Origin of the sequence: Streptomyces sp. NPDC000229 (genome assembly GCF_040300825.1) — a bacterium.
In the GTDB taxonomy this organism is placed as follows: Bacteria; Actinomycetota; Actinomycetes; order Streptomycetales; family Streptomycetaceae; genus Streptomyces.
The window spans coordinates 32764-49815 of record NZ_JBEPEL010000030.1 but is presented as its reverse complement, the minus strand read 5'-3'; the positions used below and the strand labels follow the sequence as shown (position 1 = coordinate 49815).

The following is a 17052-nucleotide window of genomic DNA, read 5'->3' as shown; positions in this document are numbered from 1 at the left end:
CTCTTACCGCCCAGCCCGCATGGGTATGGGATGGGCACCCGAGCCGCGCACTAGGCTGTCCCGACCGCCTGCCGTAGCCGCGTACCCGACTGAAGGAGAGCGAGTCTCCCTTGGCCTGTGACCTGTGGTTGGTCCCCCTCGTCGACGTGCTGTGCCACAGCCCCGACAACCCCTTCGCGGAAGAGATCGCCGCCTACGACAAGGCCCTCACCGAGTCGGGACTGCCGACGGTGCCCGTCTTCGCCTACATGCCGGGCCTGTCGGGCGACGTCGCGCCGGTCGCCGGCTTCGACTACGACGCCCTGCACTTCCTGCGCCGTGCCTACCTGCTCCAGATCTGCGGCCTCGCCGTCACCCCGGTCGACGAGCTGGGCGGCGACTACGAGCAGCTGCTGGAGATGTTCGAGTCGACGGCCCAGCAGTCGCACCTGGTGTGGCACTACGACCACGCGGGCGCGTACGTCCCCGTCGACTTCCCCGCGCCGCTGTCCAACGAGGAGCTGCTGGCGGGCGGCGGCCCGCTCGGCTCCGCCCAGGGCCTGCTCCGTGAGCTGGAGTACGTCGCCCCCTCGATCGGCATCGACCCCGCGAACCCGCCGGCCGCGCCGCACCCGCCGGAGCGCCCGACGGCCCTGGAGGAGCCCGCCGGGCCGATCCCGTACGACGAGAGCCCCTTCGCCCGCGAACGGCACGTGTGGCTCGGCCTTCACGCGGCGGCCACCCGCAGCCTCGGACAGGGCTCGATGATCATCTTCAGCTGAACCCGGCGGCTGATCCGTCAGGGTGTCGGCGGGGCAGGGTCAGCGGGGCTCCGGCGGGCGCTGGCGCGGCATGTTGGGCCGGGTGCCCGGGGGGAGCGGAAACCGCCCCGAGGGCGGAGCGGCGCCCTCCGCCCGGGGCGGCGCACACGAGAGCGTCGACTGCATCACCAGCGGCGCCGGGCCCGACCGGAACTCGACCATCCAGTCCGCCGTCTCCGCCCGCACCAGCTCCGTCACGTCCTCCGAGAACCGCCGCAGCACCCCCAGGCACCGCTCCGCCGCCTCGCTCGCCGTACCCTCCGTCGGGCCCAGCACCTCCCGGATGCTCTCCGCCGCCCAGTCGAACTGGAGCGCCTGGAGCCGCCGCTGCACGGCCTGCGCCGTCGCCACGTCCCGCATCCACCCGGACGTGAACCCGAAGTACCGGTCGCAGGCCAGGCACGCGGCGGCCAGCAGCAGGGACAGGTACCCCCAGCCCGACGCCCCGTCCAGCGCGCCCGTCAGGTCCAGCAGCGGCAGCCCGGCGCCGGCGATCGTGCCCAGCGCCGTACCGGTCCGCAGCGTCCGGGCGCCGCGCCGCTTCCAGGCGCGGTCCTCCAGGTACCACTCGGCCGTACGCAGCGCCTGCGCCTCGACCCACCGGTAGAGCTCGTCCAGCCGCTCCGCCGGTTCGCCCCAGTCGCCGAGCGGGAACGGCCGCCCGGTCAGATCGCCGCCGGGGCCGCCGTACCGGTCGTGGCTGTCGCCCTCCCCCCGGGCGGGGCCCCCGGGCTGCATCTCCGGCTGGCTCACCGGGGCACTCCTCTGCGCTCTGCGTGACAATCCGTAACGTGCGGGCGGTGCGATGCGCGTGTGCGTACTGGTGCGCATGCCCTTTCCTACCGCCGAATGGTGGGCCGGAAGCGCGAAATCCCGGTATTTCCGCTCGCAAGTGGGGCTTGATCAGCTAGGGGGCGCGCCCGTTTCCCACCCGAAAGAGTGAAGCCGTGTGGATGGGGCACACCGTCCGGCGACCACGTAGGCTCGGCATACCGAATACTCATCGTCGAAATGCCAGGAGTGACCGTGATTCCCGGTGGTGGCCAGCCCAATATGCAGCAGATCCTCCAGCAGGCCCAGAAGATGCAGCAGGACCTCGCCCGCGCCCAGGAGGAGCTGGCGCAGACCGAGGTCGACGGGCAGGCGGGCGGCGGCCTGGTGAAGGCCACCGTGACCGGCGCCGGCGAGCTGCGCGCCCTGGTCATCGACCCCAAGGCGGTCGACCCGGAGGACACCGAGACCCTCGCCGACCTCGTCGTCGCCGCCGTCCAGGCCGCGAACGAGAACGCCCAGGCGCTCCAGCAGGCCAAGCTCGGCCCGCTGGCCCAGGGCCTGGGCGGCGGCGGCATCCCGGGCCTGGGCATCTAGGAGCCGGGGCGCGGGCCCGGGGCGCGGGGCCGGGGCGCGGGGCCGGGGCGCGGGGCCGGGCTTCCAGGGCCGGAGGTCCCGGGTCCGGCCCCGCCCTTCTAACCCGTACGCACAGCAACTACCGTAAGCATCACAGCACTCCACGAGAGGCGTTCCGTTGTACGAAGGCGTGGTTCAGGACCTCATCGACGAGCTGGGCAGGCTGCCAGGCGTCGGTCCCAAGAGCGCCCAGCGGATCGCCTTCCACATCCTCCAGGCCGAGCCCACCGACGTACGCCGCCTCGCCCATGCCCTCCTGGAGGTCAAGGACAAAGTGCGGTTCTGCGCCGTGTGCGGCAACGTCGCACAGGAGGAGCGGTGCGGCATCTGCCGTGATCCGCGCCGTGACGAGGCGGTCATCTGCGTGGTCGAGGAGCCGAAGGACGTCGTCGCGATCGAGCGGACGCGCGAGTTCCGTGGGCGGTACCACGTCCTCGGTGGCGCGATCAGCCCGATCGAGGGCGTCGGCCCGGACGACCTGCGGATCCGCGAGCTGCTGGCCCGTCTGGCGGACGGAACGGTCACCGAGCTGATCCTGGCGACCGACCCCAACCTGGAGGGGGAGGCCACCGCGACGTACCTGGCGCGCATGGTCAAGCCCATGGGCCTGAAGGTCACGCGCCTCGCCAGCGGACTCCCCGTTGGCGGAGACCTGGAATACGCCGACGAGGTCACGCTCGGCCGTGCGTTCGAAGGGAGACGACTCCTCGATGTCTGACGCCACACTGCACGCGCACTCGCTGGACCCCGACAGCTTCGCGGTCCAAATCGCCGACTCGATCGAGTCCTTCATCGTCGCGACCACGGAAGTGGCCAAGGGCGACGAACCCGACAGCGCGGTCCCGTTCCTGCTGCTCGAGGTCTCCCAGCTGCTGCTCACCGGCGGCCGGCTGGGGGCGCACGAGGACATCATCCCGGAGGAGCGGTACGAACCGGACACGGGTCCCGACGTGGACGTCGACGACCTGCGGATGCGGTTCGCGACCATGCTGGAGCCGGTGGACGTCTTCTCGGAGGTCTTCGACCCGTACGAGCCGCGCAAGGCGCCCGTGCCGTGCCGGATCTCCGACAACCTGGCCGACATCATCATGGACCTGCGCCACGGGCTGGCCCACTACCGGGCGGGCCGCACCACGGAGGCCCTGTGGTGGTGGCAGTTCTCGTACTTCTCCAACTGGGGCCCCACCGCCTCGGCGACCCTGCGGGCGCTCCAGTCCCTGGTGTCCCACGTCCGGCTGGACCAGCCGCTGGAGGAGCTCGACGGGCTCGACACGGACGAGGACCTGACGGAGGAAGCCCTCGCGGAGGAGGCGGGCCGGGTGATGGCCCAGGAGATCCTCGGCCCGCTGGGGATGCGTACGGTCAAGTAGCCGCCGTCTCTCTCGCCCTTCCAGGTCTCCGGGCCCCAGGCCTCCCGGACCCGGCCGCGCAGCTGCGCGGGTGCCATGCGATGCCGAGGGCGCGCGGCGGCAGCTCCAGGGTCACCTGGAAAGTGTGCAGGCCGGTCGCGTCCGCGGGGCGGGCCGGCTGAGGCGGTCCAGGCCGGTCCGGCACAGGAGGAGGGCGGCGTCTTGCGGGGCCGCGCGGAGGCGGACGCCTTCCTCCCGACCATCACGCTCCTCACCGGACGGGCGGTACGGACACGTCGCCGGCGTCTCGTCCGCACGGTGACGGTGGGCGCCCTCGCCGCGCAGGCGGTCACCACGGCACTGGACGTGGGCAGGTCGGCCGAACCGGGGGCGTATGGCATGGCGTACGTGCCATCCTCGTGCGCATGAAGCTGTGGGTGGGGGCGGGCCTCGGCGCCCTGGGCGTCGCCGCGCTGATCGCGGTGGCGGTCGCCGACCTGGGCAAGGCGGACCAGATCGCGAGCGTGGCGGGCGCCGTCCTCGCGTTGGGGGGCCTGGGCGTCGCGCTGTGGGGCCAGTTCGCCCGGCCCTCCGGGGGCGTGACCGCGTCGGGTGAACGGTCGGTCGCCGCGGGCGGCGACATCGGCTCGGTGGGCCCCCAGGCCGGGCCCGCCCCGGGGATGCCGCCCCGTGGGGCCCGGGCGAACGGCCCCGTCACGGCCTCCGGGAACCGCTCGGTCGCTGCGGGCGGTGACATCGGCAGCGTATCGACGGGTGACGCGTGACGACGGCCTCGGGCGACCGCTCGGTCGCTGCGGGCGGAAGCATCGGGCGCGTGGTGAGCGGGGATCACGTCACTCAGGTCGATCGCGCGACACTGCTGCCCGCCGAAGCCCTGGCCCCGGCCACGTGCCCCGACGGGCTCGTCAACCTCCCTGGCCGTACCGATCTGTTCGTCGGGCGTACGCGCGAACTCGCTCTGCTCGACGAGGCGTTCCGCGATTCGCAAGGCGTCGTGGTGCAGGCCGTCCACGGCCTGGGCGGCATCGGCAAGTCGACCCTGGCGGCGCAGTGGGCGGCCACGCGGACGTGCGACCACAACCCCGTGTGGTGGATCACGGCCGAGAGTCCGGGCGACGTGGACGCGGGCCTCGCCGCCCTGGCCACCGGGATGCAACCGGCCCTCGCGGCAGTCCTCTCCCAGGATGCCCTTCGCGAACGGGCGCTGCAGTGGCTGTCGGCCAACGACGAGTGGCTGCTGATCCTGGACAACGTTACGGACCCGGCCGACATCAAGCCGCTGCTGTCCCGGGCGACTCGGGGCCGCTTCCTCATCACCAGCCGCCTGGCGAGCGGCTGGCACGGCCTGGCGCGGTCGGTGTCGCTGGGTGTCCTCGCCCCCGCCGAGGCGGTGGAACTGTTCACCCGGATCCTGCGCCATCAGGGACCGCGTGACCTCGACGGGGCTCCCGAGCTCTGCGCGGAACTCGGATTCCTCCCGCTGGCCGTCGAACAGGCCGCTGCCTACTGCGTACAGGCGTGCATCACTCCTCGCCAGTTCAGCACCCTCCTGGCGGAGTACCCCGCGCGGATGCTGGACACGGTGGTGGAGGGCGGTGAGCAGGGCGGCGGCGTCATCGCCCGCATCTGGGAGCTCGCCATGGCCCGGCTCGGGGAAGACCCGCTGCCGCCGATGATCCTGCTGATTCTCGGGTGGTTCGCCGCCGACGGGGTGCCCCGTTCCCTGCTCGATGAGGTGCTGTCCGATCCCGCCCCCGCCGTCGTGGAGGCCCTGGGCCGCCTGGCGGCACACTCCATGATCCGGATGCGTGAGGACGGAACGCTGTCGGTGCACCGCCTGGTGCAGGCCGTGGCGCGTACGCCGGACGAGCAGTCCGGCGAGCGACTCGCGGAATTCATCGATGGCGCACGGGAGCTGGCCACCATGGCCTTGGTGACCGTGGCGTTGCGCACCACTCCCCGGGATCCCGCTGACTGGGACCTCTGGCGAACGCTCCTGCCGCACATCGAGGCGCTCGCCGAGCACGCGGATCCGCAGACCGACACCGCGCACACGGTCCGGCTCTTCACGCACGTCAGCCATTTCCTGATCGCCCAGGGAAACGCGCGCAGGGCGGTGCATCTGCTGGAGCGCGCCGAAGCGGCCGCCGTGCGCCTCTGGGGGCATGACGACCGCGTCACCCTCGGCGTGCGGAGCGACCGGGCCGTGGCCCTGGACGAAGCGGGGAACACGGCGAACGTCACGTCCCTGTACGCGGAAGTCCTCCAGGCCCTCGCCCGTGTGGCGGACAGCGACGACATCGACGTACTCAACGCGCTGAACAACCTTGCCTGCGCGGAGCGGGCCGCGGGCAACCCCACGGCTGCGATCCGGCTCTACGAAGAGGCACTCCCCAGGCTCGCCTGCCTCGTGGGTGAGGACGACCCCCACTTCTTCATCATGAGGAACAACCTGAGCTTCGCCCACTGGGAGGCCGGTGACAGGGCGCGGGCGGTGACACTCATGGAGGAACTCAGCGCACGGTGTGTTCATGTCCTGGGCGAGGAACACCCCGCCTCACTGACCACGCTGCACAACCTCGGCTACTTCGCCACCGAGCAGCTCGATGCCGGACGAGCGATCCCCGTGATGGAGCGCGTCATCGAAGGCCGGGCCAGGGTGCTGGGGCCGGATCATCCGGACACGCTGAACTCACAGGGGACTCTGGCGATGGCGTACCTGGCGGACTGCACGCCGGAGCGGTCCCTCACGCTGCTCGACGAGACCCTTGCCGCCTGTCTGCGTGCGCTCGGCGCGGACCATCCCAGGACGTCACACATCCGCTCGAACCGCGAATTCGTACAGCGTGTTGTCTCCGCGGTCGGTCCACGTGACCCGGCACACATTCCGCGTAGGCCCGGTGGGGAGGGGCAGGCACAAGCCGAGCGGCCGTGAAGCGCCCCACGATGATCACCTCGTGAGCGGGACATCTCACGATGCGGTATGGCGGGGGCGTTTCCCGGCCGCTCGTTAGACTGAGCTGACCGCAAACGGACTGAGCGAGGAGCGCACGTGGGCCTTGTCGTGCAGAAGTACGGAGGCTCCTCCGTTGCCGATGCCGAGGGCATCAAGCGCGTCGCCAAGCGAATCGTCGATGCCAAGAAGAACGGCCACCAGGTGGTCGTCGTGGTTTCGGCGATGGGCGACACGACGGACGAGTTGATCGATCTCGCCGAGCAGGTATCCCCGATCCCTGCCGGGCGTGAGTTCGACATGCTGCTGACCGCCGGAGAGCGGATCTCCATGGCCCTGCTGGCCATGGCGATCAAAAACCTGGGCCACGAGGCCCAGTCGTTCACGGGCAGCCAGGCCGGCGTCATCACCGACTCCGTCCACAACAAAGCGCGCATCATCGATGTCACGCCGGGCCGGATCCGTACGGCGCTGGACGAGGGCAACATCGCCATCGTCGCGGGCTTCCAGGGCGTCTCCCAGGACAAGAAGGACATCACCACCCTCGGGCGCGGCGGGTCGGACACGACCGCCGTCGCGCTCGCCGCGGCGCTCGACGCCGAGGTGTGCGAGATCTACACCGACGTCGACGGTGTCTTCACCGCCGACCCCCGGGTCGTGAAGAAGGCCCGGAAGATCGACTGGATCTCGTTCGAGGACATGCTGGAGCTCGCCAGCTCCGGCTCCAAGGTGCTGCTGCACCGCTGCGTCGAGTACGCACGCCGTTACAACATCCCGATCCACGTCCGGTCGTCCTTCTCGGGCCTCCAGGGCACGTGGGTCAGCAACGAACCGCGAGGGGACCGCAAGGTGGAGCAGGCCATCATCTCCGGTGTCGCCCACGACACGTCCGAGGCGAAGATCACCGTCGTCGGAGTGCCGGACAAGCCGGGCGAGGCGGCCGCGATCTTCCGCACCATCGCGGACAACGAGATCAACATCGACATGGTGGTGCAGAACGTGTCCGCCGCGTCGACCGGGCTGACCGACATCTCCTTCACGCTGCCCAAGGCGGAGGGCCGCAAGGCCATCGACGCCCTGGAGAAGCAGAAGGCCCTCATCGGCTTCGAGTCGCTGCGCTACGACGACCAGATCGCCAAGATCTCCCTGGTCGGCGCGGGTATGAAGACGAACCCGGGTGTCACGGCCGGCTTCTTCGAGGCGCTGTCCGACGCGGGTGTGAACATCGAGCTGATCTCGACCTCGGAGATCCGCATCTCGGTCGTGACGCGCGCCGACGACGTCAACGAGGCCGTCCGGGCCGTCCACACCGCCTTCGGTCTCGACTCCGACTCCGACGAGGCAGTGGTGTACGGAGGCACCGGGCGGTGAAAAGCCGGTGACGCCGGTGGTGACGCCGGTGACGAACCGCAAGCCGGCGCTCGCGGTCGTGGGAGCGACCGGAGCCGTCGGTGCGGTGATGCTCCAGATCCTGTCGCAGCACGCCGACGTCTGGGGTGACATCCGTCTGATCGCCTCCCCGCGCTCGGCCGGCCGCAAGCTGGCCGTGCGCGGGGAGGAGGTCGAGGTCCTCGGCCTGTCCGAGGAGGCCCTGGAGGGCGCCGATGTGGCGCTGTTCCTGGTGCCGGAGGCGGTCGCGGCGCAGTGGGCGCCGATCGCCGCCGCCAAGGGCACCGTGGTGGTGGACGCCTCGCCGGCGTTCCGGGCCGACCCGGACGTCCCGCTGGTCGTCCCCGAGATCAACCGCCACTGCGTACGCGTACGTCCGCGCGGCATCGTCGCCTGCCCCGGCGACACCACGCTGGCGCTGATCGTCGCGGTGGGCGCGCTGCACGCCGAGTTCGGCCTGAGCGAGCTCGTCGTCTCCGCGTACCAGGCCGCGAGCGGTGCCGGGCAGAGCGGCGTCGCCGCGCTGCGCGAGCAGTTGTCGCTGGTCGCCGGTACGGAGCTGGGCACCAGCCCCGGTGATGTGCGCCGGGCCGTCGGCGACGACACCGGGCCCTTCCCCGCTCCGCTCGCGCTGAACGTGGTGCCCTGGTCGGGTTCCGTGCGGGAGGACGGCTGGTCCTCGGACGAGCTGTGGATCCGGGGCGAGACCCGCAAGATCCTGGACCTGCCGGAGCTGCGCGTGGCGGCCACCTGCGTACGCGTACCGGTCGTCAGCGCCCACTCCGTCTCCGTACACGCTCGTTTCGAGAACGAGGTGTCGGTCGCGCGGGCGCACGAGATCCTGGCGACCTCGCCGGGCGTGGTGCTGTACGACGATCCCGCGGCCGGGGACTTCCCGACGCCGGCCGATGTCGTGGGCACCGATCCGACGTGGGTGGGGCGCGTGCGGCGGTCGCTGGACGACGACCGGGCGCTGGAGATGTTCGTCTGCGGTGACAATCTGCGCAAAGGCGCCGCTTTGAACGCCGCTCAGATCGCGGAGGCCGTCGCCGCCGAGTTCTCGGCCTGAGCCCCAGGTAATCCGTGGTGAACAGATCATCGGATCTTTGTAGGATCTGTGTACGCCCTGTGAGTCAGTCTTCGGCCTGTGCCACTTGAACTGGGGTGATGGCATGTTCGACGATGCTGTACCCCCTTGCTGCAACCGGTGGTCGGGCGGGAAGCGTCTATGCGGTCGCCCCTTCACGGCGTTCGCGATATCGGGGCATTGGGGAAGAGCGGGTACGCATGAGGGCAAACGTCGCACCGTCAAAAGCGGCTGCGTGCGCGTACAACCCTGACGGGGGGAAGCGTGTCCAACAGGCGTGGCAGAGGTTCTCGACATCACAGCGGTGGTTCCGCTCCGCGCCCGTGCGGCCGGAGCCGGGGCCGGCGTCGGCATGGGCTCGGTGCGACCGCTCCGGCGACCGCGTCAGCCCGGCGGCATGCCGGTGATCGCGCCCATGCCCGCTGCTAGGCGTACGACCCGTATCCCGTCCCAGCGCGGTGCCCTGAGCATCGACGAGACGACGGTGGCCGCGGGTACGACCGTCGATCACCTCACCGAGACCTACCGCGCCCACTACCGGTCGCTGCTGGGTCTCGCCGCGCTGCTGCTGGACGACACCGCCTCGTGCGAGGACGTCGTCCAGGAAGCGTTCATTCGCGTCCACTCGGCGCGGCGCCGCGTGCGTGACCCCGAGAAGACCCTCGCGTATCTGCGCCAGACCGTGGTGAACCTGTCCCGGTCCGCGCTGCGCCGTCGCATCCTCGGCCTCAAGCTGCTCTCCAAGCCGATGCCCGACATGGCGAGCGCGGAGGAGGGCGCGTACGACCAGCTGGAGCGCGACGCGCTGATCAAGGCCATGAAGGGCCTCCAGCGCCGCCAGCGCGAGGTCCTGGTGCTGCGGTACTTCGCGGACATGACCGAGGCGCAGGTCGCGGAGACGCTCGGCATATCGCTGGGCTCGGTCAAGGCGTACGGGTCACGTGGCATAGCGGCGCTGCGCGTCGCCATGGAGGCCACGGCATGAGCGAGCACGAATCTGAGCGGTACGGGCCGGACGGGCAGTTGAACGAGAACGACCGGACTGGGAACGGAATTGTGAGCAACGGGCACGGGCACAGCGGGCCGGAAAAAGATCTCCCGGACCTCGGTGGGCTCGGCGTCGACGAAGTGGCGCTGCGCAGTCTGCTTCACGGTGCGGTGCAGGATCTGCAACCCGCCGACGGCACCCTGGACCACCTCCGCCGGGCGGTTCCCGCGCGGCGGGCGCGCAAACGACAGGCCCTGGTGGGCATGGCCGCGGCCGCGCTGCTGTTCGGTACGGCGGTCCCGGCGTTCGTCCACGTCGCGAGCTCCGACGGCGCCTCCGACGACCGCCCCGTGAACGCCGGGCACGGCGAGCAGGTCCAGGGCGGCACGGGCGAGGAGACCGGCGGCGAGGGCAGCGGACCCGGGGGGCCCAGCGCCGAGGCCGGTCAGGGGACCGGCGGTGGCGGCGAGGGCGGCGAGGACGCCCCGGCCAAGCCCGGCGAGCCCGCGGCCGGGACCTCGGACGGCACCGTGGGCGGTACGGCGGCGCCGACCAGTTCCGTGCCGGCGACCGTGCCGCTGTGCGACGCGACCCAGCTCGGTGTGGCGTCCGCGGAGGCCGGCCGGCCGGACGCGGAGGGCAAGGTCTACGGGACCTTCCGCATCGCGAACGTATCGGGCACCGACTGCTCGGTCTCCGGTGCCGGCGGCGTCGCCTTCCAGGCGATGGGCGCGGCCGATCAGGCGAAGATCACCGTCGTCCCCCACACGGCGGGCGACCCGGCGACGGGCCTCCCCGACCCGTCCCAGGAGGCGCCGGCCCCGCTGCTCCTGCCGCCCCTGGGCTCGTACGAGGTGAAGTTCGCCTGGGTGCCCAGCGAGACGTGCCCGGTGGAGGGCGGCGGCGGCAGCGGCGGCACGGGTGGCGGCGAAGCCACGCCCGAGCCGACCGAGCCGACCGGTGACACCTCGTCGGAATCGGCCGGCTCCGACGGTACGGGCGGAGCGGCCGTGGAGCCGCAGCTCGGCAAGGAGGACGACGGCGACGGCACCCGCGCGGACGGCAGCGTCGCGGTCACCCACACCGCGGAACCGGGCGCCCCGTCGGCGGAAGCCACCATCCCCAACGCCTGCGCGGGCACGATCTACCGGACGGGCCTGCTCCCCACGGAGTAGCGGCACCGGCCGGGTCCGGGTCCAGGGCGTACCGGGCGGGGCGCGGGGGGTACCGCGCGGGGCGCGGGGCGTACCGGGCGGGGCGCGGGGCGTACCGGGCGGGGCGTACCGGGCGGGGCGCGGGGCCTCGCCTCGCCCACCGGAGCCGGAGCCGCCCGTCAGGGCACGGGGCGCCGCCGCCCGTCAGGGCCCGCGTCGCGGCTGCGCACAGCACCACGCTGCGGCTGCGCACAGCGCCGCCCGCCTGAGGGCGAGCCCGCCCGTCAGGGGCGGGTGGCCGCGCTGGGGGAGGGCTCTGCGGTCTCCGGCTTGACCGGCTCCGGGTCCGCGGCCGGGGCCAGACCGAGGGCCTCGTCGCGGGCCTGCTCGGCCTCCCGCCGGAATAGCCGGAACCACATGAACAGCACGAAGCCCGCGAAGGCGAACCATTCACCGGTGTACCCGAGGTTCTGGAACGCCTTCAGGTCCAGCCCGCTGCCCTCCGCCGCGGCCGCCGGGACGGGTGTGAGGCCCGCCGGGGCGTCCAGGAGGGTGATCCAGGCGTCGTAGACGTCGTCCTGGACGAGGTTCACCAGGGACGCCGCGCTGATCATGCCGACCTGGCCCTGCGGCAGGGCGCCCGCCGCGTGCACGCCCGCGCTGCCGGTGTGCTCGGACGCCTGGAGCGCGCCGGTCACCGTGACCTCGCCGGCTGGCGGGGCCGGGACCTTTCCGCCGTCGGGCAGCCAGCCCCGTACCACCGGCAGGGACTTGCCGCTCTCGGTGCGCAGCAGGGTCAGGACGTAGGAGCCGTCCTTGCCGTCCAGCTCGCGCTCCGGGACCAGGAACTGCTCCCCGTACCGCCCCGTGGCCGTGGCGTGGCGGCCCGAGGTCTCCTTGTCGACCGGCAGCAGCTCGTCGAGCGGCGCGGCCTTCACCGAGCCCGGGTCCGGCCGCCGCTCCGCCTCCTGGTGCGAGTCGACGCGGTCCTCGAACCTGCCGAGCTGCCACGTCCCCATGAAGACGCAGAAGGGGATCGCCAGCACGACGAAGATGTTGATCCCCCACCAGCGGGGCGTCGTCAGGAACCGGTACACACCCCCACGGTACGGAACACCGTCACCTTCCTTCCGCCCGGGGCCCCAGATGCCTGGCGGCGAAGGCGAGCTCGAGGCGCACCTGCTTGATCCGCTCCTCCACCACGAGCGAGCCGTGCCCCGCGTCGTACCGGTACACCTCGTGCACCGCGTCCCGGGCGGCGAGCCGGTCCACGTAGTTGTCGATCTGGCGGATCGGGCAGCGCGGGTCGTTGACGCCCGCCGAGATGTACACCGGCACCCGCACCCGGTCCACGTACGTGATCGGCGAGGAGGCCTCGAACCGCTCCGGGACCTCTTCCGGCGACCCGCCGAAGAGGGTGCGGTCGAGGGCCTTCAGGGCCTCCATCTCGTCGTGGTACGCCGTGACGTAGTCCGCGACCGGTACGGCGGCGATGCCCAGCGCCCAGGCGTCCGGCTGCGTGCCGAGCCCGAGCAGCGTCAGGTAGCCGCCCCACGAGCCGCCGGTGAGGACCAGCCGGGAGGGGTCGGCCAGGCCGGAGGACACCGCCCATTCGCGTACCGCCGCGATGTCCTCCAGCTCGATCAGCCCGACCCGGTGCTTGAGCGCGTCCGTCCACTCCCGCCCGTACCCGGTCGAGCCCCGGTAGTTGATCCGGACCACCGCGTAGCCGTGGTCCACCCAGGCGGCGGGGGCGGCGGCGTAGGCGTCGCTGTCGTGCCAGGCGGGCCCGCCGTGGATCTCGAACACCGTCGGCAGCGGGCCCTCCGCCCCCAGCGGCCGCTGCACGAGCGCGTGGATGCGCCCGCCCGGCCCCGGCACCCACACGTCCTCGACCGGCACTGAGGCGGGTGCCTTCATCCCCGGCGGCTCCAGCACGACACCGCCCGCCGTGGACCGCACCACCGGCGGCCGCTCTGCGGACGACCACAGGTACTCCACGGCCCCGTCCGGCCGTGCCGTGGCACTCGACACCGACCCGGCCGGGGTGTCCACCCGCACCAGCTCCCGCGTCGCGATCTCGTACCGCCACAGCTCGCTGCGCGCCTCGAAGCTGTGGACCACCAGCAGCCCGGACCCGTCCGGGTACCACTCCGCCGACACGTCACCGGGCAGGTCCAGCCCCAGGTCCGTCTCCGCACCGGACGCCACGTCCCACAGCATCGGCTCCCAGCGCCCGCGCCGCTGGTGCCCCACCAGCAGCCGGGTGTCCCCGTCCACCGGCGCGAAGCCCAGCACGCTGAGCCCCAGCTCCTCCGTGCCGCCCTTGGTGTCGTCCAGCTCGGCCACCACGGCACCGTCCGGCCGGACCACCCGCAGCGCGGTGTGCATGGCGTCACCGTGCTCGGTGTGCTCGACCGCGATCAGCGTCCCGTCGTGCGACAGGTCCCCGACGCCGGCCGACTCCCGGTGCCGGTAGATCTCCACCGGCGGCCGCCCGGGCCGTACGACATGGATCGTCGAACCGTCCTCGTCCGTCGACCGCCCGATCACCGCCGTCCCGTCGCGCCCGATCGCGAGCCCCGCCGGATACGACGGCTCCAGCCCGGGCGCCGCCGGCTCGTCCTCACCGCCCCCGAACGGCTGGCGCATCCACACCCCGAACTCGTCGCCGTCCGTGTCCGAGAACCACCAGATCCACTCCCCGTCCGGCGACAGCACCCCGTCCGTCGTCCCGTTCGGCCGGTCGGTGACCTGCCGCTGCTCGCCGCTGACCCGGTCCCAGGCGTACAACTCGTACGTCCCGGTCGCGTTCGACACGAACAACGCCCTGCTCGGCGCGTCCCACGCCCACTCGGGCAAGGACACCCGCGGCGCCCGGAACCGCTTCTCCCAGTCGGGCATGGTCTGCGTATCTGTCGGCTCAGTCATGACGTCCATGTAACCCGATCGCCATGACAATCCGTTCGCCCCGTCCGCAGCCTGTGGAAAACCTCCGGCGCGTGTACGCACCGACCGCTGACGACTGGCGTGAGTCTCCGCCGCTTCGCGGCGGCCGCTCCCTGATCCGGCCGGACCCCTAGGACCCGCCCTAGTGGGCTCTGGGCGCCACGGGGGCCGGTTCCTCGGTGCACAGCGCCCAGATGACGAAGACGGCGATCGCGATCGAGACGATGGCCCAGACCGGCTGGTACGGCAGCCAGATGAAGTTGGCGATCACGGCGAGCGCGGCCAGCGCCACCCCGCTCGCCTTCGCCCACTCCGCCCCGCTGAGGATGCCCGCACCGATGGCGGCGACCAGCAGCCCGAGCGCCAGGTGGATCCAGCCCCACGCACTGACGTTGAACTCGAACACGTACTCCCCGACCCGCTCGTAGACATCGTCCTCCGCGATGCCCGCGATGCCCTGGAGCATGCCGAGCACGCCCACCACCATCATCAGTACGCCGGCGAACATGACCCCGCCGGACGCCCACCCACCCCCACGCTTGGGCTCCTGATGAGCGGTGTCATGAGCGGTGTGATGGGCGTACGCGTGATGAACCGGGCCACTCGGCTTCTCGGACGGGTTGCTCATTCCCCGAGCGTGCCCCCGCCCGCACCCACCCGGCGACAGCACGAGCCCCATCCGGGTGACACCCCTCAGGGGCCCGCCGATTCCCCGGACCAGGCCCTGGAGGTGGTCGACCGTCGAGCCGGAAGCCCGGCACGGTCACGGAGCCGCCGACTCCCGTACGTCGTCGGGGACCTGCTCCGCGCTTGTCCACCGGGCGCAGCGTCGAAGGCCGACACATTATGCAGACAACCCCACCGACGTGAGGCTCCATGTCGGCGTGGAACAGGACCCCGGCCAGGACGCTCCCCCTGTGGTGGGCGGCACACGGCGGCGGAGCAACCCCGTGTGGCCGAAAGCCGTCGTAGCGTTCGGTGGCCCTCCGATTGTGCCCATGCAAGGAGCGATGGTGATCCGAGTCGCGGTCGTGGATGACGAACCACTGGTCCGCACGGGACTACAGGTGATCCTTGGGTCGGCGGCGGACGTCTCCGTGGTGGTCGGCTGTGGCGGCGCAGGCGCCGTTGAGGCGGTGCGGGGCCACCAGCCGGAGGTGCTGCTTTTGGACATCCGCATGCCGGATGTGGACGGACTGACCGTCCTGCGGCGGATCGCCGACCTGCCGAACGCACCGGCGGTGGCGATGCTGACCACGTTCGACGCCGGTGAGTACGTCGACGAGGCGCTGCGCGCCGGCGCGGCCGGGTTCCTGATGAAGAACACCGCCCCCGAGCAACTGGTGCATGCGGTGCGGGTGCTGGCCGCAGGTGGCAAGATCCTGGCGCCCGAAGTCGCGGGCCCGGTCATCGGCGGATACCTGGAGTCCAGCCGCCCGAACGAGGCCGTGCAGCGCATCCAGGTGCTGACGGGGCGGGAGCGCCAGGTGCTCACCCTCATCGGGGGCGGGCTCACCAACCGGGACATCGCCCGTCGCCTGCACCTGTCGCACGGCACGGTCAAGGACCACGTGAGTTCGCTGCTCTCGAAGCTCGGCGGCATCAACCGCGTGCAGGCGGCCGTGGTCGCGGACCGCGCGAACCTGCTCACGGGGAACCCCGGCGCCCCCGGCCCGGCCGGGCCGTGAGCCTGTCAGCGGCGGCCACGAGGCTGCGGGCCGGGCTCCCCCGACGGACGCCCTCGCCCGTGCGGCGCCTGGCCGCTGCCGCGCTTCCCGTACTCGTCGCCATCGTCGACGGCCTCGTCGTCAACGGTCTCGCCAGCGGTCACGAGCTCTGGGTCGCGCTCATCGCCGCTGCCGCGCTGCTCGTACGGTGGCGTGCTCCCGAAGTGGCGCTGGTCGCCGGCCTGCCCGGCCTGTATCTCGGCCACATCGCCTTCGCGCCGTTGATCGCGCTGTACTGCCTGGCCGTGCGACGCCGCCGGGTGCTCTTCAGCGGCATGGGGGCGGTGCTGGTCACACTCGCACAGTTCCTTCCGTACCCGATCGCGGACCTCTCGGCGCTGCCCCTTGATCAGGAGACCCTGCTGGTGGCGCTGGACGCCTGCGTACTGGGGACGGGCGCCGTCGTCCTCGGGCGGTCGGCCCGGCTGCGGCGCGAGCGGCTCCGGGAAGTCACCGAGAGTCGACAGCGGGAAAACCGTCTGCTCACCGAGCGGGTGCTGGCCACCGAACGGGCCCGCCTCGCCCGGGAAATGCACGACGTCGTCGCCCACAAGGTCAGCCTGATCAGCCTTCAAGCCGGGGCGCTCCAAGTCGGCGAGCCGCACGACGTGGACGTCCGGCAGAGCGCCGGCGCGATCCGCGAACTCTCGGTGCAGACCATCACCGAACTCCAGCACATGGTGGGCGTGCTGCGCGCGGCCGGAGGCTCCCCGTGCGAACTCGCCCCGCAGCCCCGACTCACCGACATTCCCGCACTGGCCCACGCCACCGGACTCGACGTCACCCTCGACCTGCCGGGCGTCCCGGCCCCGGAAGGCGTGCCGGAGGCCGTCGAACGAGCCGCCTACCGCACCGTCCAGGAAGCCCTGACCAACGTCCGCAAGCATGCCCCTGGCGCCGACGCCCATGTACGCGTCCACGTCGACGCCCGGACCCTTCGGGTCGAGGTCCGCAACACGCCGCCCGAACCGACGGCGCCCCCACTGGAACTGCCCGGCGGCGGCCATGGCCTGGTCGGCCTGCGCGAACGCGCCCATCTCCTCGGCGGCACCTTCCGGGCCCACACCCCCGCCGGGGGCGGCTTCGTCATCGAGGCGGATTTCCCGCTCTGACGGGCGGGGGCGCACCAGGCCCCAGCCGGTCGGCGTGGAGCACCCCCGCCGACCGGCGGATCGTGCCCCCGACAACCGGCGGATGGTCAAGCGATCAGGCCCACGACAGTCTTCCT

The 17052-nt window shown here is 72.0% G+C and carries 17 protein-coding genes; 13 read left to right on the top strand and 4 right to left on the bottom strand.

Annotated features, from left to right (window positions below; translation table 11 throughout):
• The first annotated feature begins 110 nt into the window (after positions 1-110).
• Positions 111-761 carry a hypothetical protein gene (locus ABT360_RS17140; protein WP_073756839.1) on the top strand — a complete coding sequence of 217 codons (651 nt, stop codon included), beginning with the start codon at positions 111-113 and terminating at the stop codon, positions 759-761.
• 39 nt (positions 762-800) lie between these two features.
• On the opposite strand, the gene ABT360_RS17135 is transcribed toward ABT360_RS17140, so the two are convergent.
• Positions 801-1553, bottom strand: coding sequence for an SLATT domain-containing protein (locus tag ABT360_RS17135; RefSeq protein ID WP_351816301.1), 753 nt, complete (start codon positions 1551-1553; stop codon positions 801-803).
• A 273-nt stretch (positions 1554-1826) separates the two neighbouring features.
• Between ABT360_RS17135 and ABT360_RS17130 the strand changes: the two genes are divergently transcribed.
• From ABT360_RS17130 to ABT360_RS17085, 10 genes are all read left to right on the top strand, one after another.
• Positions 1827-2168: a YbaB/EbfC family nucleoid-associated protein gene (locus tag ABT360_RS17130; RefSeq protein WP_351816375.1), complete on the top strand. Its 342-nt coding sequence runs from the start codon at positions 1827-1829 to the stop codon at positions 2166-2168.
• A 157-nt stretch (positions 2169-2325) separates the two neighbouring features.
• Positions 2326-2925, top strand: a complete 600-nt coding sequence (gene recR / locus ABT360_RS17125; protein WP_064067261.1) for a recombination mediator RecR — start codon at positions 2326-2328, stop codon at positions 2923-2925.
• Complete coding sequence (locus ABT360_RS17120) at positions 2918-3577, top strand: DUF5063 domain-containing protein (RefSeq protein ID WP_351816298.1); 660 nt, start codon at positions 2918-2920, stop codon at positions 3575-3577. Before recR ends, ABT360_RS17120 begins: the two co-directional genes overlap by 8 nt.
• Before the next feature lie 201 nt (positions 3578-3778).
• Positions 3779-3985, top strand: a complete 207-nt coding sequence (locus ABT360_RS17115) for a hypothetical protein (protein WP_351816295.1) — start codon at positions 3779-3781, stop codon at positions 3983-3985.
• On the top strand, positions 3982-4341 hold the full coding sequence (locus ABT360_RS17110) for a hypothetical protein (RefSeq protein WP_351816292.1): 360 nt from the start codon (positions 3982-3984) through the stop codon (positions 4339-4341). Before ABT360_RS17115 ends, ABT360_RS17110 begins: the two co-directional genes overlap by 4 nt.
• Positions 4342-4391: 50 nt before the next feature.
• Complete coding sequence (locus ABT360_RS17105; protein WP_351816289.1) at positions 4392-6512, top strand: tetratricopeptide repeat protein; 2121 nt, start codon at positions 4392-4394, stop codon at positions 6510-6512.
• A gap of 117 nt (positions 6513-6629) precedes the next feature.
• Positions 6630-7901 carry an aspartate kinase gene (locus ABT360_RS17100; RefSeq protein ID WP_156693136.1) on the top strand — a complete coding sequence of 424 codons (1272 nt, stop codon included), beginning with the start codon at positions 6630-6632 and terminating at the stop codon, positions 7899-7901.
• Positions 7902-7929: 28 nt separating this feature from the next.
• Positions 7930-8988 (top strand): aspartate-semialdehyde dehydrogenase, encoded by a 1059-nt coding sequence (locus ABT360_RS17095; protein ID WP_351816284.1) that lies wholly within the window; start codon positions 7930-7932, stop codon positions 8986-8988.
• A 295-nt stretch (positions 8989-9283) separates the two neighbouring features.
• Positions 9284-9991 carry a SigE family RNA polymerase sigma factor gene (locus ABT360_RS17090; protein WP_444852259.1) on the top strand — a complete coding sequence of 236 codons (708 nt, stop codon included), beginning with the start codon at positions 9284-9286 and terminating at the stop codon, positions 9989-9991.
• Positions 9988-11169, top strand: a complete 1182-nt coding sequence (locus tag ABT360_RS17085; RefSeq protein WP_351816281.1) for a hypothetical protein — start codon at positions 9988-9990, stop codon at positions 11167-11169. The genes ABT360_RS17090 and ABT360_RS17085 overlap by 4 nt, the downstream gene beginning before the upstream one ends.
• 263 nt (positions 11170-11432) lie before the next feature.
• On the opposite strand, the gene ABT360_RS17080 is transcribed toward ABT360_RS17085, so the two are convergent.
• The 3 genes from ABT360_RS17080 to ABT360_RS17070 all read right to left on the bottom strand — a co-directional run bounded on the left by ABT360_RS17080 (position 11433) and on the right by ABT360_RS17070 (position 14605).
• Positions 11433-12245, bottom strand: coding sequence for an SURF1 family protein (locus ABT360_RS17080; protein WP_351816278.1), 813 nt, complete (start codon positions 12243-12245; stop codon positions 11433-11435).
• A gap of 22 nt (positions 12246-12267) precedes the next feature.
• Positions 12268-14088 carry a prolyl oligopeptidase family serine peptidase gene (locus ABT360_RS17075; RefSeq protein WP_444852258.1) on the bottom strand — a complete coding sequence of 607 codons (1821 nt, stop codon included), beginning with the start codon at positions 14086-14088 and terminating at the stop codon, positions 12268-12270.
• Positions 14089-14239: 151 nt separating this feature from the next.
• On the bottom strand, positions 14240-14605 hold the full coding sequence (locus tag ABT360_RS17070) for a DUF7144 family membrane protein (RefSeq protein WP_351816369.1): 366 nt from the start codon (positions 14603-14605) through the stop codon (positions 14240-14242).
• A gap of 502 nt (positions 14606-15107) precedes the next feature.
• Between ABT360_RS17070 and ABT360_RS17065 the strand changes: the two genes are divergently transcribed.
• Positions 15108-15785 (top strand): response regulator transcription factor, encoded by a 678-nt coding sequence (locus ABT360_RS17065; RefSeq protein ID WP_351816272.1) that lies wholly within the window; start codon positions 15108-15110, stop codon positions 15783-15785.
• Positions 15786-15844: 59 nt separating this feature from the next.
• The gene (locus ABT360_RS17060) at positions 15845-16936 is read left to right on the top strand and encodes a sensor histidine kinase (protein ID WP_351816269.1); all 1092 of its coding nucleotides are present in this window, start codon (positions 15845-15847) and stop codon (positions 16934-16936) included.
• Positions 16937-17052 lie beyond the last annotated feature (116 nt).